Origin of the sequence: Nocardiopsis listeri NBRC 13360, assembly GCF_001570765.1 — a bacterium.
Lineage (GTDB): Bacteria > Actinomycetota > Actinomycetes > Streptosporangiales > Streptosporangiaceae > Nocardiopsis > Nocardiopsis listeri.
This window is the reverse complement of the sequence record NZ_BCSH01000062.1, coordinates 1-20,632: the sequence shown is the minus strand read 5'-3', so window position 1 is coordinate 20,632 and position 20,632 is coordinate 1. Positions and strand designations below refer to the sequence as shown.

17 protein-coding genes are annotated in these 20,632 nt (G+C 69.8%); 7 read left to right on the top strand and 10 right to left on the bottom strand.

The genetic code is table 11. From position 1 onward, the window contains the following. Nucleotides 1–569 precede the first annotated feature (569 nt). The 4 genes from NLI01S_RS18900 to NLI01S_RS18885 all read left to right on the top strand — a co-directional run bounded on the left by NLI01S_RS18900 (nt 570) and on the right by NLI01S_RS18885 (nt 5,714). Nucleotides 570–2,174: an ABC transporter substrate-binding protein gene (locus NLI01S_RS18900; protein ID WP_067606455.1), complete on the top strand. Its 1,605-nt coding sequence runs from the start codon at nt 570–572 to the stop codon at nt 2,172–2,174. A 62-nt stretch (nt 2,175–2,236) separates the two neighbouring features. Beyond that, a complete protein-coding gene (locus NLI01S_RS18895) occupies nt 2,237–3,172 on the top strand; it encodes an ABC transporter permease (RefSeq protein ID WP_067606453.1) in 936 nt (311 codons plus the stop codon). Then, nucleotides 3,169–4,050, top strand: coding sequence for an ABC transporter permease (locus tag NLI01S_RS18890; RefSeq protein ID WP_067606451.1), 882 nt, complete (start codon nt 3,169–3,171; stop codon nt 4,048–4,050). Before NLI01S_RS18895 ends, NLI01S_RS18890 begins: the two co-directional genes overlap by 4 nt. Continuing rightward, nucleotides 4,047–5,714, top strand: a complete 1,668-nt coding sequence (locus NLI01S_RS18885; protein ID WP_067606449.1) for an ABC transporter ATP-binding protein — start codon at nt 4,047–4,049, stop codon at nt 5,712–5,714. The genes NLI01S_RS18890 and NLI01S_RS18885 overlap by 4 nt, the downstream gene beginning before the upstream one ends. A 52-nt stretch (nt 5,715–5,766) precedes the next feature. Here NLI01S_RS18885 and NLI01S_RS18880 read toward each other — a convergent pair whose 3' ends face one another. From NLI01S_RS18880 to NLI01S_RS18850, 7 genes are all read right to left on the bottom strand, one after another. Beyond that, entirely contained in the window at nt 5,767–6,453 is a 687-nt protein-coding gene (locus NLI01S_RS18880) for an N-acetylmannosamine-6-phosphate 2-epimerase (RefSeq protein ID WP_067606447.1), read from the bottom strand. Continuing rightward, complete coding sequence (locus NLI01S_RS18875; protein ID WP_067606446.1) at nt 6,450–7,382, bottom strand: ROK family protein; 933 nt, start codon at nt 7,380–7,382, stop codon at nt 6,450–6,452. The genes NLI01S_RS18880 and NLI01S_RS18875 overlap by 4 nt, the downstream gene beginning before the upstream one ends. Beyond that, nucleotides 7,379–8,308 carry a dihydrodipicolinate synthase family protein gene (locus NLI01S_RS18870; RefSeq protein WP_067606501.1) on the bottom strand — a complete coding sequence of 310 codons (930 nt, stop codon included), beginning with the start codon at nt 8,306–8,308 and terminating at the stop codon, nt 7,379–7,381. The genes NLI01S_RS18875 and NLI01S_RS18870 overlap by 4 nt, the downstream gene beginning before the upstream one ends. Next, complete coding sequence (locus NLI01S_RS18865) at nt 8,305–9,285, bottom strand: oligopeptide/dipeptide ABC transporter ATP-binding protein (protein WP_223809299.1); 981 nt, start codon at nt 9,283–9,285, stop codon at nt 8,305–8,307. Before NLI01S_RS18865 ends, NLI01S_RS18870 begins: the two co-directional genes overlap by 4 nt. Then, nucleotides 9,282–11,240, bottom strand: a complete 1,959-nt coding sequence (locus tag NLI01S_RS18860) for a dipeptide/oligopeptide/nickel ABC transporter permease/ATP-binding protein (RefSeq protein WP_067606444.1) — start codon at nt 11,238–11,240, stop codon at nt 9,282–9,284. The genes NLI01S_RS18865 and NLI01S_RS18860 overlap by 4 nt, the downstream gene beginning before the upstream one ends. Nucleotides 11,241–11,244: 4 nt before the next feature. Then, on the bottom strand, nt 11,245–12,195 hold the full coding sequence (locus NLI01S_RS18855; protein WP_067606442.1) for an ABC transporter permease: 951 nt from the start codon (nt 12,193–12,195) through the stop codon (nt 11,245–11,247). 70 nt (nt 12,196–12,265) lie between these two features. Next, nucleotides 12,266–13,846, bottom strand: a complete 1,581-nt coding sequence (locus NLI01S_RS18850; RefSeq protein ID WP_223809298.1) for an ABC transporter substrate-binding protein — start codon at nt 13,844–13,846, stop codon at nt 12,266–12,268. A gap of 113 nt (nt 13,847–13,959) precedes the next feature. On the opposite strand from NLI01S_RS18850, the gene NLI01S_RS18845 reads away from it, so the two are divergent. Then, a complete protein-coding gene (locus tag NLI01S_RS18845; protein ID WP_067606440.1) occupies nt 13,960–14,709 on the top strand; it encodes a FadR/GntR family transcriptional regulator in 750 nt (249 codons plus the stop codon). 50 nt (nt 14,710–14,759) lie between these two features. Then, on the top strand, nt 14,760–15,929 hold the full coding sequence (locus NLI01S_RS18840; RefSeq protein WP_067606437.1) for a sialidase family protein: 1,170 nt from the start codon (nt 14,760–14,762) through the stop codon (nt 15,927–15,929). On the opposite strand, the gene NLI01S_RS18835 is transcribed toward NLI01S_RS18840, so the two are convergent. The 3 genes from NLI01S_RS18835 to NLI01S_RS18825 form a co-directional block, all read right to left on the bottom strand. Then, entirely contained in the window at nt 15,926–17,164 is a 1,239-nt protein-coding gene (locus tag NLI01S_RS18835; protein WP_067606435.1) for a multidrug effflux MFS transporter, read from the bottom strand. The two genes, NLI01S_RS18840 and NLI01S_RS18835, sit on opposite strands and share 4 nt — an antisense overlap. 85 nt (nt 17,165–17,249) lie before the next feature. Then, complete coding sequence (locus NLI01S_RS18830; RefSeq protein ID WP_067606434.1) at nt 17,250–18,089, bottom strand: GNAT family N-acetyltransferase; 840 nt, start codon at nt 18,087–18,089, stop codon at nt 17,250–17,252. Nucleotides 18,090–18,160: 71 nt separating this feature from the next. After that, nucleotides 18,161–19,816 (bottom strand): alpha/beta hydrolase, encoded by a 1,656-nt coding sequence (locus NLI01S_RS18825; protein WP_067606432.1) that lies wholly within the window; start codon nt 19,814–19,816, stop codon nt 18,161–18,163. A gap of 146 nt (nt 19,817–19,962) precedes the next feature. On the opposite strand from NLI01S_RS18825, the gene NLI01S_RS18820 reads away from it, so the two are divergent. Beyond that, entirely contained in the window at nt 19,963–20,427 is a 465-nt protein-coding gene (locus tag NLI01S_RS18820) for an Lrp/AsnC family transcriptional regulator (protein ID WP_067606430.1), read from the top strand. Nucleotides 20,428–20,632: the final 205 nt, after the last annotated feature.

Below are 20,632 nucleotides of genomic sequence, written 5' to 3'. Positions count from 1 at the left end.
GCCACAAAACCCCTTCCCGTGTCCTCCCCGATATGGACAAAGGAAACAGCTCGGGACCCCAGCGGCACCCATGTGAGGTGTAACACGTTGGCAATACCCTGCCGAAACCGGCCTCAGGGTCGGTCCGCGACCACCTGCCACAGACCCACCTCCACCAAGGTATCGGTCACCTTGCGTCACCGAGCATTCTGCAAAGCGAGAAAAGTCTCGCCTAAACACCACGGTTTCGCGTCCCGGTGACAACGATGGGGACACAACACCGAGCGTGGAAACGCCCCACCGGCACTCACGGGTCACACGAAAGCGCACATGTCACACCACCACGGTTTCGCGCGGAACGGCCCGCTCCACGTGGGGTTTCCGCCGACCCGGAGACCTCCCACTCCGTCACTCGCCGGAAACCCATGGTTCACATCCGCCCCGGTTTCGACCCCGCTTGACGCCCTATGCAGGGACAACAAGGATCTTTGGGACCGACTCTTCCATCTCACCCGGGGATGCGCCCCCACTCTCCGAGTGCCGGTGCCCTGTCGGTCGAACCCTGTCCGTATCCCCAACCGAGGTGTCACGTGCCGACCCTGTCCGAAGACTCCACCCCCGTTCAGCGCCTCACCAGTCGCCGCAGCCTCCTCAAGGTCTCCGCCGCCGGCGCCGCCGTCGCCCCGGTACTCGCCGCGTGCGGCGGTGGTGACTCCGATTCCGGCGGTGGCGCCGAAGGGGACCCCCAGCGGGGTGGCCGACTGCGGGTCGGGGTGGCCGGCGGTGGATCCGGTGACACCCTCGACGCGCACGACCCCACCGACAACGTCGACATCGCGCGCAACTACGCGCTCTACGCGGCGTTGATGCGCTTCGCCAACGACGGCACCATCGAGCCGTACCTGGCCGAGTCGCTGGAGGCCAACGAGGACGGGACCGAATGGACCCTGGTCCTCAAGGAGGGGCTGACCTTCCACGACGGCTCCCCCGTCGACGCCGAGGCGGTCGTCTATTCGCTGCGGCGCATCCTCGACCCCGAGAACCCCATGCGCGGCGCGGGCGACATGCCCGGAGTCGACCCCGAGAAGTTGGAGATCGTCGACGACCTGACCGTCCTCATCCCCGTCGACGAACCGCTGGTGACCCTGCCCGAGGCACTCGCCGAGTACTACAACTGCGTCGTCCCGGTCGACTACGACCCGGAGAACCCGATCGGCGCCGGACCGTTCAAGTACTCCGAGTTCGTCGTGGGCGAGTACAGCCTCTTCGAACGCCATGAGGGCTTCCACGTCGAGGGGCAGCCGTACGTGGACGAACTGGAGATCATCGACTTCCCCGACGACGACGCCCGCGTCAACGCGCTCAACAGTGGCAGCGTCGAGATCATCAGCCAGGTGCCGCACGCCCAGGTCACCATCATCGAGGCCGACCCGAACCTGGAACTCATGGAGTCCGAGACCGGCATGTGGCTGCCGTTCACGATGAACATCGAGGAGAAGCCGTTCGACGACGTACGCGTCCGTCAGGCCTTCCGGCTCATCGTGGACCGCCAGGAGATGATCGACCAGGCCCTCTCCGGCTACGGCCAGGTCGGCAACGACATGTACGCGCGGATGGACCCCTCCTACCCCGAGGACTTCCCACAGCGTGAGCAGGACATCGACGAGGCCAAGCGGCTGCTGGACGACGCCGGGTACGAGGACGGCCTGGACGTCGAGCTGGTCACCTCCGACATCAGCGCCGGTGTGGTCGCCGCCGCCGAGGTCTTCCAGGAACAGGCCCGTGAGGCCGGGGTGAACGTGAGCCTGCGCCGGGTCAACCCCAGCGACTACTGGAACCCCGAGGAGGGTTTCCCCTACCCCCTGGGCCAGGACTTCTGGAGCGCCCGCAACTACATCACCCAGACCGCGCAGGGCTCCGTCGTGGGCGCCCCCTACAACGAGACCATGTGGGGCGAGCACGAGGAGTGGCTCGACCACCTGACGCAGGCGCGCCAGACCGCCGACGACGACGAGCGCAACGAGCTCATCCGCAAGGCGCAGGAGATCGAGTACGAGGAGGGCGGCTACATCGTGTGGGGCTTCGTGAACCTGATCGACGCCCACTCCAACCGGGTGCACGGGCTGGAGCCCGCCGTCTCCGGCCACCCCTTGGGCTCGTACGCCTTCCACACCATGTGGATGGAGCAGGACTAGGCGGTGTTCGGGCGCCCCCGAACCTCCCCGGATTTCCGTAGTCCCGCTATCGAAAGCTCACCATGACTCGACTCATCGTCGTACGCCTCTTCTTCGGCGCACTGACGCTCTGGGCGGTGTCCCTCGTGGTCTTCGCGGCCACGCAGGCGCTACCGGGCGATGCGGCCCAACTCATCCTGGGCCGCGACGCCACCCCGGAGCGTTTGGAGGCACTGCGCGACCAGCTCGACCTGCACAAGCCGGTGGCCGTCCAGTACGCGCAATGGCTGCAGGGGATCGTCCAGGGCGACCTCGGCACCTCCTTCTCCAACCGGCAGCCCGTATCCGAGTACCTGGCCTCCCCCGTCCAGAACTCGATGACCCTCATGGGTCTGTCCGCTCTGGTCGCCACCCCCATCGCGCTGTTCGTCGGCGCGTTCAGCGCGCTGCGCCGGGACCGCGGCTTCGACCACTCCGCCTCCATGGGCACCCTGGTCCTGGCCTCCGTCCCGGAGTTCGTGGTCGGCATCCTGTTGATCCTGCTCCTTGGCCCGGGCGGTCTCGATCTGTTCCCGTCGGTCTACGCCCGTGAGGGTGGACCGGAACAGTGGGTGCTGCCGGTCCTCACGCTCTCCCTGGCCGTCGCCCCACCGATCGTCCGCATGATGCGGGCGACGATGATCGAGGTCCTGGAGAGCGAGTACGTGCAACAGGCACGCCTCAAGGGCGTCTCCGAACGCGTTGTGTTGTGGCGGCACGCCGCGCCCAACGCGATCGGCCCCGTGGCCCAGGTGGTCGCCCTGCAGTTGGCCTGGTTGGCCGGCGGAGTGGTGGCCATCGAGTTCCTGTTCAACTTCCCCGGCGTCGGCAAGGTGCTCATGGACGCCATCGAAGACCGTGACGTGCCACTGATCCAGGCCGTGGTCCTGCTCATCGCGGGGATCTACATCCTGGTCAACCTGATCGCCGACGTGGTCGGGCTGGCGGCCAACCCGAAGGTGAGGGTCGCGAACCGATGAGTGGACCTTCGATGAGCACCACCCCCAAGACGCCGGTCCGGCGTCCGGGGCTGTTCCGGACCGCGTGGCGGTTCGGGCGTACCAGGATCGGGGTGGCCCTGACCGGCCTCGTCGTACTGGTCGCCGTGGTGGGCCCCTTCGTGGCCCCCTACACACCCACCGAGTTCGTGGCCAAGCCGTTCGAATCGGGTGTGGACGATGTGCTGTTCGGCGGTGACAACCGAGGCCGCGACGTGCTCACCCGGTTCCTGTGGGGTGGATGGACGCTGTTGCTGTTGGCCGGCTCCGCCGCCGGTATCGGCGTGGCCGCGGGCACCGTGATCGGCATCATCGCCGGTTACCGCCGAGGCTGGGTGGACGACGTCCTCATGCGGGTCAGCGAAGTACTACTGGCGTTCCCGCAGCTCATCGCGGCGCTGCTGGTGATGTCGATCATCGGCCCGAAGGTGTGGCTGATCGTCACCGTGATCGCGGTGTCGCACATGCCACGTGTAGCCCGGGTGATCCGTGAGGCCACCCGCAAGGTGATCGAACAGGACTACGTGAAGGCCGCCGAGGCGATCGGGCTGCCTCGTTGGCGGATCATGGCGGTGGAGATCCTGCCGAACGTGACCAGCCCGCTGTTGGTCGAACTGGGCCTGCGCCTGACCTACTCGATCGGGGTGGTGGCCGTGCTGGGCTTCCTCGGCATGGGTATGCAGCCGCCCACCGCCGATTGGGGCCTGATGATCAACGAGAACCGACAGGGGATGGCCGTGCAACCGTGGGCGGTGGCCCTCCCCGTGACGGCGATCGCGATCCTGACGGTGGGCGCCAACCTCATCACCGACGGGCTGTCCCGCGCGGCGATCGGTATCGACCGGGGGGTCGAGAAGTGACTGAGCGTCCGGAACCGACGGGGGCCGATGAGCCCACCGGCGAAGAGACCGTGTTGAGGGTCGACGGCCTGACGGTGATCGGTCGTCCCTCGGACGTCGAGATCATCAGCGGCGTGTCCGTGACCGTGAACCGAGGAGAGATCCTCGGCCTGGTCGGCGAGTCCGGCTCCGGCAAGACCACACTGGGGCTCTCGCTGCTGCGCCACCTCAAGCGGGCCACGGAGATCACCGACGGCCGGGTGTGGGTCGGCGAACGCGAGCTCGCGTCGCTGAACGAGCGGCAGGTGCGGGAGCTGCGCGGCCGCGCGGTGGCCTACATCCCGCAGTCGCCCGCGTCTGCGCTCAACCCGGCGTTGCGTCTGGGCACCCAGCTGACCGAGGCCGTGCACGACACGGACGCGACGCCGGGACAGGTCACGGAGCGGGTGAGCGAGGTCCTACGCGAGGTGGCGCTGCCCGACGATCCCGCGTTCCTACGCCGATACCCGCACCAGTTGTCCGGTGGCCAGCAGCAGCGGGTCGCGATCGCGATGGCGTTCGTGGGACGCCCCGACCTGATCGTGCTGGACGAGCCGACCACCGGTCTGGACGTGACCACCCAGGCGCACGTGTTGGGGACCATCCGGTCGATGACCCGCGAGTACGGGACCGCGGGTGTGTACATCAGCCACGACATGGCGGTCGTCGCGGACCTGGCCGACGACATCGCGGTCATGTACCGCGGTGAGCTGGTCGAGCACGGGCGCGCCGACGAGGTGCTGTCGAACCCCCGGCACGAGTACACACGGCGGCTGCTGATGGCGGTGCCGCTGCTGCGCACCTCCGGGCACGAGGACCCTCCGGAGCGGGACGAGGAGCCGCTGCTGCGGATCTCCGGGCTGTCCGCCGGTTACGGGCGCACGCGGGTGTTGGAGGGGATCGACCTGTCGGTCTCCCCCGGCGAGTGCGTGGCCCTGCTGGGCGAGTCGGGGTCGGGCAAGACGACCCTGTCGCGTTCGGTGGTGGGGTTGCACCACCAGTTCTCCGGCGAGATGTCCTTCGACGGGCAGGCCCTGGCCACGAACAGCTATCGGCGCACCGCCGAGCAGCGTCGCCGGATCCAGTACGTGTTCCAGAACCCCTACGAGGCGCTGAACCCGCGCAAGCGGGTGCGCGACCAGATCCTGGGCCCCTACCGGCACCTGGCGGGTCGCCCCGCCAACGCGGATTCGGTGGTGGCCCAGGCCTTGGAACGGGCGGCACTGCCCGCCTCCTACGGGGAGCGGTTCCCCGAGCAGCTCAGTGGTGGTGAGCGTCAACGGGTGTGCATCGCCCGCGCGGTGGCGACCCGGCCGGACCTGCTGGTGTGCGACGAGATCACGTCGGCCCTGGACGTGTCGGTGCAGGCGGAGATCGTCAAGCTCCTGCGGTCGTTGCAGGACGACGGGATGGCGCTGCTGTTCGTCACGCACAACATCGCGTTGGTGTCCAATATCGCCGACCGGGTCGCGATCCTCAACGGAGGGGAGATCGTGGAGTACGGGCCGGTGGGACAGGTGATGTCGACCCCCGAACACGAGTACACGCGGGCGTTGATCGCCGACACCCCCGACTTCGAACTGTCGTTCCCGGGCGCTCCGGAGCGCCCGGGAATGGAATCCGAGGACCGGGTCACCGACGGCTGAACGCGGCGGTGAGGGGCCGGGGACGCGTGACGCGTCCTCGGCCCCCCGACGTTCATTCGCCGCCGTCGGCGCGCGCGGCGGCCACGAACCAGCTCGTCAGCGTGGCCGGGTGGGTGATGGCCGTGCCCACGACCACGGCGAAGGCGCCGCGGCGCAAGGCCTCGGTGACCTGTTCGGGCCGGTGGACACGCCCCTCGGCCAGCACCGGGACGTCCAGGGCTCCCGCGAGGCTCTCCACCAGGTCCAGGTCGGGCCCCTCCCCACCGGTCGTGGTGGGGGTGTAGCCGGACAGGGTGGTGCCCACCAGGTCCGCGCCCGCCGCCACCGCGGCGAGTCCCTCCTCGTGGGTCGCGACGTCGGCCATGACCAGCCGGCCCGTCTCCTCGTGGACCGCGCGGACGATGTCGGCGGTGGCGCTCCCGTCCGGCCGCCTGCGGCCGGTCGCGTCGATCGCCACGATGTCGGAGCCGGCGCGCGCCACCTCCAGCGCCAGGCCCAGGGTCGGAGTGATCACGACCCCGCTGTTCCCCTCCTTGACCAGACCGATCAGCGGCAGGTCGGTGGCCTCGCGGATCCGGACCAGGTCGGTGAGTCCCTGGGCCCGGATCCCCACCGCGCCGCCGTCCTGCGCGGCCCGCGCGACCCGGGCCATCGTGTCCGGGTCGCGCATCGGCTCCCCCGGGTAGGCCTGGCAGGAGACCACGACCCCCGACCGGAGCCGCTCCGCCACGTTCGTCATCGGTGTTCCTCCCACATCGTCTCTTCGACTTCCCGCCACACCAGGTGGGCGGCGCCCAGCAGGGCCGCGTCCGCCCCCAGCGCGGCGGGGACCACCGACAGTCCGCGCAGAGCCGGGACCAGGCCCCGTTCGATCTCCTCGGTCAGCGCCGACCACCAGTGGGCCCCCGCCCCGGCGACTCCGCCCCCGACCACGATGACGTCGGGGTCGACCACGTTGGCCAGGCCGGCCAGCGCCGATCCCAGGGCCGTGGCCCCCTCGACCAACACGGAGCGGGCCACCGGGTCACGGTCCGCCAGTGCCACGACCTCCTCCAGCCGTGTCACTGCGGCATCCCCGCGTTCGGTGTACTCGGCCACCAACGCGGGGCCGGAGGCGACCGACTCGACGTGGCCCTCGGCCCCGCAGGGACAGCGGCGGCCGGCCGCGGCGGCCACGGGCACGTGTCCGACGTGGCCCGCGGCCGCCCGTGCCCCGCCGTGGATCCGTCCTTCGCACAGCAGGGCACCGCCCACCCCGGTGCCGACGGCCACCAGCACGACCGTCGAGCCTCCCCGGGCCGCGCCCCGGCGGTACTCCCCCAGGGCGTGGGCGTGGACGTCGTTGACCACGGTCACCGGCACCCCGAGTTCCGCGGTCAGGTGCCCGCGAAGGTCGGTACCGGCCCAGCCGGGCAGGGAGTCCGTGGCCGAGAGCACCAGCCCGGTGTCGGGGTCGACGACCCCGGCGCTGCCGACGCCGACCCCGACGACCTCGTGGTCGGCACCCACCTCACGGGCCAGTTCGACCGCTGTGTCGAGTACCGCACGGGCTCCCCCGGCGGCCGGGGTGGGGCGCTTGGCGCGGGTGAGAACGGCCCCGTCGGCGGTGACCGTGGCCGCCCCGGTCTTGGTGCCGCCGATGTCCAGGGCCACCGCGACCCTGCTCACAGCAGCCCGACCTCCTCCAGGATCGCGCGGACGCGCCAGGTCTCCTCATCGGTGAAGGGCCGCATCGGAGGCGCCGGTACGGGGTCGTCGATGACGCCGAGGAGGGCGAGCGCGCACTTGAACGCGCCGAGCCCGGCGGTGGATCCGCCGGCGGTGGCGGGGTCGGCCGCGCGGACTATGCGGAACAGTCGGATCAGGCGCTCCTGCTCACGCCGGGCGGTCTCCCAGTCACCGGCCAGACAGGCCGCCATCAGACGCACGTAGCCGGCGGGGTCGACGTTGCCCAGTCCGGGGACCACGCCGTCGGCGCCCATCAGCATCATGGCGTCGACCACGGCCTCGTGTCCGGTGAGCACGGAGAACCCCGGGATCTCCCGGCCACCGATCACCAGGTCGCGAAGGCCCGGGTCGTCTCCGCTGGAGTCCTTGATCCCGTCGATGATCCCGTCGGCGGCCAGCCGGAGGACCTCGTCCGCGGACAACTTGCTGTGCACCGACACCGGGACGTCGTAGGCCAGGATCGGCAGTTCGGTCCGGTGACGCACCACGCGGAAGTGGCGGTCGATCTCGGCGGGGTGTGTGCGCGTGTAGAAGGGCGCGGTCACCACCAGAGCGTCGGCCCCCTGCTCGGCGGCGGCCTCGGCCCGCTCCACGACCCTGTTGGTCGTGGTCTCGATGCAGCCGGCCATGACCGGGACCCGCCCGGACACCGCACCGACGACCGTGTCCAGGACCGTGTCGCGCTGGGCGTCGGTCAGGTAGGCGGACTCACCGGAGCTGCCCAGGGCGAAGATCCCGGAGACCCCCGCGTCGAGCAGGGAGCCGACCAGCCGCTCCAGTGACACGGTGTCGACCTCGCCGTTCGTGTCCAGGGGGGTCACGATCGGCGGAACCACACCCGTGTACTTCGGCGTGCGCTGACTCATGCGGTGCTCCTCGCGTTCGATTCGGGGTGGACGCAGTTCCATGTGTGCCCGTTGTCGGAGTCGCCGACCGGGAACTCCTCGGCGCAGGCGTCGGTCGCCTTCCAGCAGCGGGTGCGGAAGGGACAGCCCGTGGGCGGTGCGGTGGCGGACGGTACGGGTCCGCGCAGGATGATCCGCTCCGAGCGCTGCGTCAGACTCGGGGTGGCGGAGAACAGGGCCCGGGTGTAGGGGTGACGGGGGTCCGCGACGATCTGTTCGGCGGGTCCCTCCTCGACGATGCGCCCGAGGTACATCACGGCGATGCGGTCGGCGAGGTGGCGGACGGTCTGGATGTCGTGGGACACGAACACCATGCCCAGGCCCAGGCGGGACCTGAGGTCGACGAGCAGGTTGAGCACCTGCGCGCGGACGGACACGTCCAGGGCGCTGGTCGGTTCGTCGGCGACCACCACGTCCGGTTGCAGGGCCAGGGCTCGGGCCACGGCGACGCGCTGTCGTTGGCCGCCCGACAACTGGGCCGGGACGGCCTCGCCCACGTGTCCGGGCAGACCGACCAGGTCGATCAGCTCGTCGACGCGCGCCTCGCGTTCGCTCATGGTGCCCCGGCGGTGGACGTCGAGCGGGTCCCGCAGGATCCCGCGGACCGACATGCGCGGGTTGAGCGCGGTCGAGGGGTCCTGGAAGACCACGCCCATCGCCGAGCCGAACTCCCGCCGGCGTCGCGAGGTGGGCATCGCCCACAGGTCCTCGCCGCGGAAGCGGACGGTTCCCCGGGTGGGTCGTTGGAGTCCGGTCGCCACCTTGGCCAGGGTCGACTTCCCACAGCCGGACTCGCCGACGATGCCCAGGACCTCGCCGCGCGCGATGGTCGCGGTGGCGTCGGTCAGGGCGTGGACGCGGTCACGGCGCAACAGCCCCCCGGTGCGTGCGGTGTGGACGACGTGTGCCCCGTCGAGTTCCACGATCGGCTCGGTCACAGCAGGGCCCCCTTCGGCTCCGGGGCGGGATGCAGGCATGCGTAGTCGTGGCCGGGACCGTCGTTGGTCAGGGAGGGCGGTGCGGTCAGGCACTCGGGGGTGACGGCGGAGCAGCGGCCGGCGAAACGGCAGCCCGCACCGAAGTCCTGCGCGGCCGGTACGACCCCGGGGATCTGGTGGAGGCGTTCGGCCCCCGCCTCCAGGGACAGGACCGAACCGAGCATTCCCCGCGCGTAGTGGTGGCGCGGCCGGGTGAGCAGGTCGCGGACGGGCGCGACCTCGGCGAGCCGGCCCGCGTACATGACGGCCACGCGGTGGGACATCTCGGCGACCAGGGCGAGGTCGTGCGAGACCAGCACCATCGCGAAGCCGAGTTCGTCCCGAAGCCTGCCGAGCAGTTCCACCACCTGGGCCTGGACGGTGACGTCCAGCGCCGTGGTCGGTTCGTCGGCGATGAGCAGCCGCGGTTTGCGGGAGAGCGCCATGGCGATGAGCACGCGTTGGCGCTGACCCCCGGAGAGCTCGTGCGGGTAGCTGCGCATGGTGCGCTCGGGGGTGAGGCCGACCAGGTCCAGGAGTTCGGCCGGGCTCTGGTCACCGCCCCGGCTGGTGAGCTGGCGCAGCTGGGTGCCGACCAGGACCGAGGGGTTCAGGGACGACATGGCGTCCTGGTAGACCATCGCCAGCTCGGGTCCGGAGTAGGCGCGCCGCTCCTTCCGGGAGAGGGACAGCAGGTCCTTGCCGTCGTAGAGGATCTCGCCCGTCACCTCGGCCTGGCGGGGCGGCAGACCCATCAGGGCGAGGCTGGTGAGGCTCTTGCCGCAGCCGGACTCGCCGACCAGGCCGAGGGTCTCTCCGGCTCGGACGTCGAAGGAGAGCCCGTCGACCACGGACACGTCGCCGTGGCTGCCGGGGAACCCGATCCGCAGGTCGCGCACGGACAGCAGGGTGGGCGCGTCCTCGGCGACCGGCGGTACGGTCTCCTCGCGTTCACGGACGGCCGTGGCGAGACGGCCCAGGACCTCGGTGCGGTCGTCGTCCTCGGCCGGGAGGTCGGTGGTGGTCTCGGCGGAGTCGGTCGCGCCGCCCCCGCTGCGCACCGCGCTCTTGGGCGCGGCCCAGGCGTCGGTGAGTCCCTCGGAGAGGATGTTGAGGGCGAGCACCGTCAGCAGGATGGCCAGGCCGGGGAAGAAGGTGGCCCACCAGCCGCCGGACAGCAGGAGCTGACGTCCGTAGGAGATGACGTTGCCCCAGCTGGGCAGCGGGTCCTGGATACCGGCGCCGATGAAGGCCAGGCTGGCCTCGTAGACGATCGCGTCGGCCACCAGGATGGCCGCGAACACCATGACCGGCGCGGCGCAGTTGATCGCGACGTGCTTGATCAACACGTAGTGGCGGCGGGCACCGATCAGGCGTTCCGCCGATACGTAGTCCTCCCCGTACTGGGTCAGGACGTTGGCGCGCACGACCCTGGCCAGTGAGGGCACGTAGATCACCGCGATGGCGGCGATGAGAACGGGGATGCCACTGCCGAAGACCGCGACCAGCACGGCGGCCAGGGCGATCCCGGGGAACGCCATGAGCACGTCCAGCACCCGCATGATCGACTCGTCGATGACGCGGTGGGAGGTGGCGGCGACACCGCCGAGGATCCCGCCCACGAACAGGGCCAGCAGGGTGGCCCCGATGCCGATCAGCAGCGAGTAGCGCGCCCCGTGCACGACCCGGGAGAAGACGTCGCGTCCGGCCCGGTCGGTGCCGAACCAGTGTTCGGGTCCGGGCGGCTGGGCCGGGGCGCCCGTGGCCAGTGGGTTCTGGGCGAAGAAGGGTGCGGCGATCGCGATGACGCAGATCGCCAGCATGACCACGAGGGAGATCCTCGCGGCGAGGGACAGGCGGCTTTTCCCGGAGGGCTTGGAGAGCCCGGTCAGGCGGTCCGCGAGTCGAGGGCGCACGTGATCACACCTCTCGGATCCGTGGGTTGACGACGACGTAGAGCAGGTCGATCACGAGGTTGACGACCAAGAGGGAGATGGCGACCGTGAGCACGGCGCCCTGGACGAGGGCGACGTCGGCGTTGGTCACTCCGGTGAGCAGGAGTTGGCCCATGCCGGGCAGGTCGAAGATGGTCTCGATGACCACCGCGCCGCCGAGGGCGTAGCCGAACCGCCACCCCAGCACCGTCAACGGCGTGATCAGCGCGTTGCGCAGGGCGCCGCGCAGTACGAGCCACCGGGGCAGGCCGTTTCCCATGGCGGTGCGGACGTAGTCGCGGTCGAGTTCCTCCACCATCGAGGTGCGCACCAGGCGGGAGAGCTGTGCGCCGATGGGGATCGCCACCGCGATGGTCGGCAGGGTCATGGTCATGACCCAACCGGAGAGGGAGTCGGCCGGAGCGGTGTAGCCACCGGTGGGCAGGAGTCCGAGCCCGAGGGAGAACTGCTGGATGAGCAGGATCGCCAGCCAGAAAGGCGGGAGCGCCACACAGGCGATGGACACGATCCGGGTGACCTGGTCGGGCCAACGGTCCCGCCACAGGGCGCCGGTGAGTCCCATGAACAGGGCGAAGACGACGGCTCCGCCCATGCCCGTCATGGTCAGTTCCAGGGTGAGCGGGAAGGCCTCCGCGATCCGGTCGACCACGGGGGTGGCCGGCGGCGCGGTCATTCCCAGGTCACCCTGGAGCAGGCCCCCGAGGAAGTCGACGTAACGGACGGGCAGTGGTCGGTCGAGTCCGTGTTCCGCGGCGTAGGCGGCACGGGCCTCCTCGCTGGCGCCCACGCCCAGGGCGTTGTAGGCGGGGTCGTTCGGTGAGAACTGAAGGATCACGAAGACCAGCAGGGAGACGCCCAGGAGCATCACCGGTAGGACCAGTGTTCTGCGCAGGGCCAGGCGCATGAAGACGCGCATCGGGGTTTCTCTCCTCGTGGAGCGGGCGGGGGCCGGACCCGTTCGGGTGGGTCCGGCCCCGAGGTCGAGGTCAGACCGGGCCGACGTCCAGGAAGGACAAGCCGGTGGTGTTGATCGGCCGGAACCCTTCCAGCGCGTCGTCGTTCCAAGCCGTGATCAGCTTGCGGTGCAGGATCGGGTAGAGGGGGACCTCGTCGGCGATGAGGTCGATCGTCTCCGCCCAGAGTTCGGCGCGCTCCGCCTCGTCGTCGGTCCGGACGGCCTCGTCGAGGAGTTCGAGGACCTTGTCGGCCTCCTCGGTCTCGGACCAGTTGTAGTAGCTCGTGGGCCACTGACCGTCGAAGAACCAGCGCAGCAGAAGGTCGACGTCGTTACCGAAGACGGACGGGTCACCGGGGGCGACCATGGCGCGGAACTTGCCGCTCTCGACCTTGTTCGCGTACTGACCGCCCGACTCACCGATGTCCAGGGTGGTGGTGACGCCCACCGCGTCCCAGCTCTCCTTGATGAGCGGGACCACGTCCTTGACCCAGCCGGTGTTGGTGGCGACCAGGTCGATCTCCAGTCCGTCGACCCCGGCCTCCTCCAGCAGTTCCCGAGCCCGGTCGGGGTCGTGCCGGTAGACCGTGCCCGCTTCGCGGTGGTCGGGGTGCGACTCGGGCAGGAATCCGGTGGCGGCGGCGCCGCCGCCCAGCATCGCCGTCTCGACGATCTTCTCGTGGTCGATGGCGTAGTGCAGGGCCTGGCGGACCCGCTTGTCGTCGAAGGGCTTCTCGGCACAGTTGAACATGAGGAACAGCAGGCCGAACGACTGCTCCTGTTCGACGGTCGAGGCGGTCTCCAACGCTTCGGCGTCGAGGTAGGGCACGTCCTCGATCACGCTGACCCGTCCGGACTGGAGGGCGGTGACGCGGGCGCTGGGGTCGTCCAGCAGCATCCACACCATCTCGTCGGCGAGAGCCCCTCTCGGGCCGTTGTAGGCCTCCCACCGTTCGAAGGTGATGTTGTCCGCGGCGGTGGCCGACACCAGCTTGTAGGGGCCGGATCCGACGGGAGCCGAGTCGAACCCCCGCTGATCCTCTTCGACGAGGGCCTTGGGCACGATCTTGATGATGCCGAGTCGTTCGACCGCGAGCACGAAGGGGTGCTTGAGGACGATCTCCACCGTGTCCTCGTCCACCTCCGTCACCTCCTCGATGAAGGAGACGAACTGCGCCATCAGCGAGTTGTTCTCGGGGTCGAGGACCCGCTCGAAGCTGTAGACCACGTCCTCGGCCGTGACGGGGTCTCCGTTGTGGAACACCGCCTCCTCACGGAGGGTGACGCGCAGGGTCGTGTCGTCGACCTGTTCGGGCATGTCGGCGGCGAGCGCGTTGTAGGGCTCCCGGGTCACCGGGTCCAGGTCGACCAGGGCCTCGAAGATGTGCAGGTTGGCCGCCTGCGGCAGGGCCCCGGTCGCGGTCATGGGATCGAAACCGGTGGAAAGCGTGTAGGACAGACCTGCCTCGATGCGGTTCGAGGAGCCCCCTCCTCCCCCCGACGAAGCCCCGCAGGCGCTGAGCGATCCGGCCAGGGCCGCGGCGGTGCCCGTGGCACCGACGAACTGGAGGAAACGCCGACGCTCCATGGCGCCGGGGTCGAAGTGGAACACGATCACTCCTTGTGGGGGGACGGGCGGGATCCGAGAGGACGGGCATATGACGTCTGATGTCCGATGCCTGTAGGGTGTGACTCTAAGCACCAAACAGGAAAGGGGTCAATACGTTGACCGAGGAATCGACCAGGCCCGCCTCGCGGAACACTCTGCGCGGTCATGAGGTAACGGAGCAGATCAAGAACTTCATCCTCCGCAACGGCCTGACCCCGGGCGACCCGCTGCCCACCGAGACCGAACTGTGCTCCGAGCTCGGCGCGAGCCGCTCCAGCGTCCGCGAGGCGATAAAACGCCTCAGCGCCTTGGACATAGTCGAGGTCCGACACGGACACGGCACCTACGTGGGGCGGCTGTCCCTCAACTCCCTGGTCGAGAGCCTGACCTTCCGCGGCCGCCTGAGCAGCGAAGACGACCTCGCGACACTCTACGAACTGGTCACCGTGCGCAAGGTCCTCGAACAGGGCCTGGGCCGCGACATCGTCAACGGGTACGACGAGGAACAGCACCAGAGCCTCGGAGAACTGGTCACCGGGATGGAGGAGGCCGCCGAACGCGGCGAGAGCTTCGTGGAGGAGGACCGCGCCTTCCACCTGATGCTGCTGGCCCCCCTGAACAACCAGCTGGTCACCCAGCTCACCGGGGCCTTCTGGGACGTGCAGGCGGTCGTGGCCCCGCTACTGCTCTCCACGGAGGAGGACGCCCGCGAGACCGCCGCCGCGCACCGAGCGATCATCGACGCCGCGCACCGAGGAGACCAGGCCGGGTTCGTGGCGGCGGTGGCCGACCACTACGCCCCGATCCTCCATCTCCTCGAAAAACCCGCCATGACAGGGGTTGACCAAGACACACCCGACGCTTAGCGTCCTAGACGTCTGATGTCCGATGCCTCCGCCCCCTACCGGAGGTATCCATGAGAAAGCACGCGAGTCCCGTCGTCATGGCTGTGGGCCTGGCCGTCACCGCCGCCCTGGTGTCGCCCGCCGCAGCCGACGACGCCACCCCCGAGCCCCGGACCACCGCGGCCGAACCGATCATCGAACGCGTCGACCTGGCCAGTGCCGGGGAGGGCGCCCACACCTGGCGCATCCCCGCCCTCGAAGCGCTCGAAGACGGCACGCTGATCGCCGCCTACGACCGCCGCAACGACAACGCCGCGGACCTGCCCGGCGACCTCGACCTCATGGTCCGTCGCAGCCACGACAAGGGACGCACCTGGACCGAACCCCAGGTGGTCGTCGACTACGACGACGGCGTCGGAGCGGGCGACCCCAGCCTGCTCCTGGACCGCGAGACCGGCCGCCTGTTCATGTTCCACGCCCACGGACCCGACGGGGTCGGATTCTTCAACTCCTCCGACGGCAACTCCAACGACAGCCAGGACATCCTCCACACCGACTACTCCTACTCCGACGACGGCGGACGGACCTGGAAGACCCGGCGCATCACCGAGGACGTCAAGGATCCCGCCTGGTTCGGGATCTTCGCCTCGTCCGGCACCGGCATCCAACTCTCCGACGGTCGCCTGGTCCAGCAGTACGCCTACGACTCCGGTGACGGGATCTACGCCGTGAGCGTCTACAGCGACGACCACGGGGAGACCTGGCAGGCCGGGGAACCCGTGGGACCGGGCATGGACGAGAACAAGACCGTGGAACTGGCCGACGGTCGCGTCATGCTCAACAGCCGCACCTCGGAGGGCCCCTACCGCCTGATCGCCTACTCCGAGGACGGCGGCGAGACCTACGGCGACCCGGTCCCCGACCACGAACTGATCGACCCCACCAACAACGCCGGTCTGATCCGCTACGACGCCGGTGCCGAGGAGGGCACGGACCGGGCGCACAAGCTCCTGTTCACCAACACCAGGCACGAGAGCTCTCGGGAGAACCTGACGGTCAACATGTCCTGCGACGACGGTGAGACCTGGCCGGTGGCCAGGGCCATCGACCGCGGCGCGGCCGCCTACTCCACGATCGTGCCCCTGGGCGACGACGAGTTCGGTGTCCTCTACGAGCGCGGGGACGTCGAACACATCACGTTCTTGCGGTTCAACTCCGCCTGGTTGGAAGAGGACTGCTAGGGAATCCGAGCCTCACCCGGCCCCGCCCCCGGGACGTTCGGATCCCGGGGGCGGGTCATCGTCGACATCACCAGCAGGCCCAGGGCCGAGGTGCCGAGCAGCAGCGCCCCCATGGGCACCGCGGTGGTCTCGTCCCACCCCACCAGCGGCGCCACGAGGGCACCGATGAACATGGGCAGCGCGCCCAACAGCGAACCGGCGCTGCCCGCCCGGTTCTCCTGGCCCTCCATCGCCAACGCGAAGGAACCGGTGAGGACCACCCCCATGCAGGTCATGTAGACGAAGATCGGCACCACGAACAGCGACAGCGGGCCCTGAAGGAGCGCGGTGGCGAACACGATCGCGGTGGCCGCGACGGCGGTGACCACGGCGACGTAGAGCAGCGACCGCTCACCGAAGCGCTCACCGAGTCGACCCACCGCGGCGCTGCCCAGGATGATCGCGATCCCGTTGACCCCGAAAAGGAACCCGAAGACCTGTGGCGACACCCCGTAAAGGTCCTGGTAGACGAACGGGGTCCCGGCAACGTAGGCGAAGCTGCCACCGTGCAGCAGGCCGACGACGAGCGTGTACCCCAGGTAGCGACGGTCCCGCAGCAGGACACCCATCGCGGCCAGGCTCCCGCCCAGGGTGCCGGGGGTACGCCGATCGTTGGGCAGGGTCTCGGGCAACCGCACCGCCACCACCGCGACGATCACCACGCCCACCAGGGCCAACGTCCAGAAGATGGACCGCCAGTCGGTGAAGGGCAGCCACAGCACACCACCACCCAGGATCGGCGCGGCCATCGGCGCCACCGCGACGACCACCATGATCAGCGCGAAGAAGCGGGTGAGGGCGGGTCCGTCGAAGACGTCGCGCACGATCGCGCGGGAGAGCACCACCCCGGCGCTCGCGGTGAAGCCCTGTAGGAACCGGCCCAGGACCAGCACCGTCGTGTTCGGCGCGAGCGCGCACAGGGCCGAGGCCAGGACGAACAGCGCGACGCACACCAGCAGCGGTCCGCGCCTGCCACGGGCGTCGCTGACCGGGCCGATCACCACCTGGCCCACGGCGAGCCCGACCAGACAGGTGGTGAGGCTCAGCTGGACCCCTGAGGCGTTGGCCCCCAGATCCACGGAGATCTCCGGGAACGCCGGAAGGTACATGTCGATGTTGAGCGGGCCCAACACGGTGAGCATGGCGAGCAGGAGGGCCAGCCCCAGGCGGGCACGACCGGTCGGGTTGCGGAGCATCCGCCAACCGTAACCGGACCGCCCCGGACGGGCCCCGGGTCGATCCCTCGATCCGACACCGATCCGTCGGGAAAGGACGCGCGGGTCAGAAGAGCACGGACATGACCTCACCGACCTGGCGGAACCCGACCCTGCTGTAGGTGGCGCGGGCCGGGGTGTTGAAGTCGTTCACGTACAGGGTCACGCGGGGCGCGATCTCGGCGAGGGCGTAGTTCACCACCGCGGCCATACCGGCCGCGGAGTACCCGCGACCGCGCAGCTCCGGGTGCACCCACACACCCTGCACCTGGCAGGCGTGGGCGGTGACGGCACCGACCTCGGCCTTGAACACGACCCGACCGTCCTCGATGCGGGCGAAGGCACGACCGGTGCGGACGAGTTCCTCGACCCTGGCCCGGTAGAGCGCTCCACCGTCACCGGAGTCCGGCGGGACACCGACCTCCTCGGTGAACATGGCGACGCAGGCCGGTACGAGGGTGTTGATCTCGCTGACGCGTACACGGCGCACCAGTGGGTCGGCGGGCACCGCCGGAGGTCCGTCGATCTCCAGGACGGGTTGACTGGCACGGATCGTCCGGGCGGGTCCCCACGCCGGGGTGACCTGCTGCCAGAAGTCGCTGACCGCGTCCACGGGACCCACGATCGACGAGCATCGGCGGCCGCGCCAACGGGCGTGGTCGGCGAAACTGCGCACGGCGGCGGGCCCGGCGTTGACCGGGACCAGGTTGGCGCCCGAGTAGCACAGCGCCGTCAACCTGCCCCGCTCGACGTGTCCCCACACCTCGGCTCCGCCGACCCCCGCGATCCCGGTGGTCAGCAGGCGGGAGGTGACGAAGACGTTGCCGACGGGGTCGGTGTCCAGGAGCGTTCGGACGGCCTCCCGGTCGTGTTCGCCCAGAATTCGAACCGGTGAGGTCCGCAGCATCGCATCTCCCCCATATCCCCGATGACCGGGAGTGGTCACCGGGCCAAAGACGAATTCGCGCCGATTCCAGCCTATTCGACCGTTCCTGCGGACTCACCCTGGTATTCCAAACCGATGGGGCCCAGCCGGTCCACGGGCGTATGGGGCGCGGACTGCGTGGCGCGCGGTTCGGGTTCGGGGCGTGGGTCACAGGTCAGGTCCGGGCCCTCGGCACCGCGTTCGGGCAGGTTCCCCTCGCGCAGGTAGTCGACGACGGTCTCGTCCACGCAGGCGTTGCCGGTGAGGGAGACCCCATGAGTGACGCCGCCGTCCTCGATCACCAGGGAGGACCCGGGCAGGCGCTCGCGCAGGGCGTAGGCCCCCTCCACAGAGGTGGCGCCGTCGTCTGTGGCGTGCACGAGGAGCACGTCACCGTCGTAGGCGGGGTGTTCGTCGGGCCCGTCGCCGACCTGGAGCCAGGGGGCGGACTCACCGTCCCACGTGGCACACGGGGCGTTGTACCAGATGTTGTGCCACCCCATGAAGGGCGCGTCCTCGTGCACCCGCCGGGCGTCGGCGTTCCAGGTCTCCCAGTCCTTCGGCCATTCGGCGTCGGTGCACTGGACGGCGAGGTAGCCGCCGTACCCGGGGTCGCTCTCCGCGTCGTCGCCGTAGTTCTCGTGCAACTTCGTCAGGGGGGCGGAGTCACCGTCCCGGATCCGCGTGGACAGGGCGGAGGCGACCGCCGGCCAGGTACCCCCGCTGTAGGCGACGACGATGACGGCGCCCTCCAGTTCGGTGGGGCCGACCGTGTCCTCGGCGGGGTTCTCCCGTAGCTCGGAGCGCAGGTCGTAGTAGGCGTCGGCGACCGCTTCGCCGTCGGTGCCCAGCCCATAGGTGTCGTCGTGGCGGGCCACCCAGTCGAAGAAGTTGTGGGCGGCGCGGTCCAGGGCCCTGCTCTGCACCAGGTTGCTCTCGTACCAGGGGCTGTCCGGGTCGACGACGCTGTCCAGGACCACCGCGCGGACGCTGTCGGGATAGAGCGAACTGTAGACGGTGCCGAGGTAGCTGCCGTAGGAGTAGCCCAGGTAGTCGACCCGTTCCCGCCCCAGGGCGACGCGCATGGCGTCCATGTCGTGGGCGGTGTCCTCGGTGCGCATGTGGTCCAGGAGGGGACCGGCGTCCTTCGCGCAGGCGTCGGCGTAGGCCTCGGCGTCGGCTCGCAGGGCCTGTTCCTCCTCGGCGTCGGCCGGGACCGTGTCCTTTCGGACCGGGGCGAAGAAGTCGGGGTCGCAGGTGATCCCGGGGGTGGAGGCGCCCATGCCGCGCGGGTCGAAGGCGACCACGTCGTAGGTCTCGCGGAGTTCCTCGGGCATGCGCAGGTGGGTGTGCGAGGCCCACTGGCGACCGGCGCTGCCGGGGCCGCCCGGGTTGACCAGCATGGTGTGTTCGGCGGTGCCGGTGGCGGGCACGCGGGAGAGCGCGATCTCGACGCTCTCGGCGAGGGCGTGGGTGTCGGCGACTCCGGGTTCGTGGACCATCGGCACGGTGAGCGTGGCGCATTCGAGGTCCTCGCCCTCGACGGGGTCGAGGTCCTCGCATGGCGCCCAGTTCAGGGTCGTCTCGGGGACAGGAGCCTCGGGGACGGTGGGTGCGGCGGCCTGGGCCGGGGACAGTGCGGTCAGTGAGGCCAAAAGCGCGCCGCCACCGCAGTAGGCGACCCATCGTGTGCCCGTTCGTACCCGCACCCGTCCACCCCTCACTATCCCCTTCGGACCTTCCAGCGCATTCTCTCCATTACCGAGCGTGACATCAGGAAGCGACACGGACCCCGCCCGGGTATGCCGACGGTAAGATGTGCCCTGGTCGTTTCAGATGGTGACAAAGGGGCGCAATGCGGCTTGATCGTGTCGATGAGCGGATCATCGCGATACTCGGCGCGGACGCACGGATGAGCTTCGCCGAGATCGGCGGAGAGGTCGGCCTCAGCCCCTCCGCCGTCAAGCGCCGGGTGGATCGGCTGGTCGAGTCGGGCGCCGTGCGCGGCTTCACCGTCGTGGTCGAACCGAAGGCGATCGGGTGGACCACCGAGGCGTTCATCGAGCTGTACTGCCGCGCCCGCACCTCCCCCACCGAGATCCGCAAGGGGCTGGCGGGCTACGCCGAAATCACCTCGGCGTGCACCGTCACCGGCGAGGCCGACGCCCTGGTCCAGGTCCGCGCCCGCGACACCCACCACTTGGAAGAGGTCATCGAGCGCATCGGCGCCGAACCCTTCGTGGTGCGCACCAAGAGCACCCTGGTGCTGTCCCGCCTGGTCGAGCAGCCCATCCTCGCCGGCACCGCCGACCAGGCCTAGATGAGTGATTCCAAGGTGTGGGGGCTGGTGGGGCGCCTGAGGTAGAGATCCTTGGGGTTGTCGGGTGTCGCTCGGGTGTGTGGGTGGGGCGCCTGGGGTTTCTGGTTCCTTGGGGTGGTTGGGCGTCGCTCGGATGTGTGGCTGGGGCGCCTGAGGCCGAGTTCCTGCTGGTTGTTGGGCGGGGTGGGGTGGGTTCTCCCTCCTT

Coding starts and splice junctions, on each gene's coding strand:
- NLI01S_RS18890 (WP_067606451.1), top strand. CDS start 3,169: ATGAGTGGACCTTCGATGAGCACCACCCCCAAGACGCCGGTCCGGCGT.
- NLI01S_RS18880 (WP_067606447.1), bottom strand. CDS start 6,453: ATGACGAACGTGGCGGAGCGGCTCCGGTCGGGGGTCGTGGTCTCCTGC.
- NLI01S_RS18855 (WP_067606442.1), bottom strand. CDS start 12,195: ATGCGCGTCTTCATGCGCCTGGCCCTGCGCAGAACACTGGTCCTACCG.
- NLI01S_RS18840 (WP_067606437.1), top strand. CDS start 14,760: ATGAGAAAGCACGCGAGTCCCGTCGTCATGGCTGTGGGCCTGGCCGTC.
- NLI01S_RS18835 (WP_067606435.1), bottom strand. CDS start 17,164: ATGCTCCGCAACCCGACCGGTCGTGCCCGCCTGGGGCTGGCCCTCCTG.
- NLI01S_RS18870 (WP_067606501.1), bottom strand. CDS start 8,308: ATGAGTCAGCGCACGCCGAAGTACACGGGTGTGGTTCCGCCGATCGTG.
- NLI01S_RS18830 (WP_067606434.1), bottom strand. CDS start 18,089: ATGCTGCGGACCTCACCGGTTCGAATTCTGGGCGAACACGACCGGGAG.
- NLI01S_RS18895 (WP_067606453.1), top strand. CDS start 2,237: ATGACTCGACTCATCGTCGTACGCCTCTTCTTCGGCGCACTGACGCTC.
- NLI01S_RS18820 (WP_067606430.1), top strand. CDS start 19,963: ATGCGGCTTGATCGTGTCGATGAGCGGATCATCGCGATACTCGGCGCG.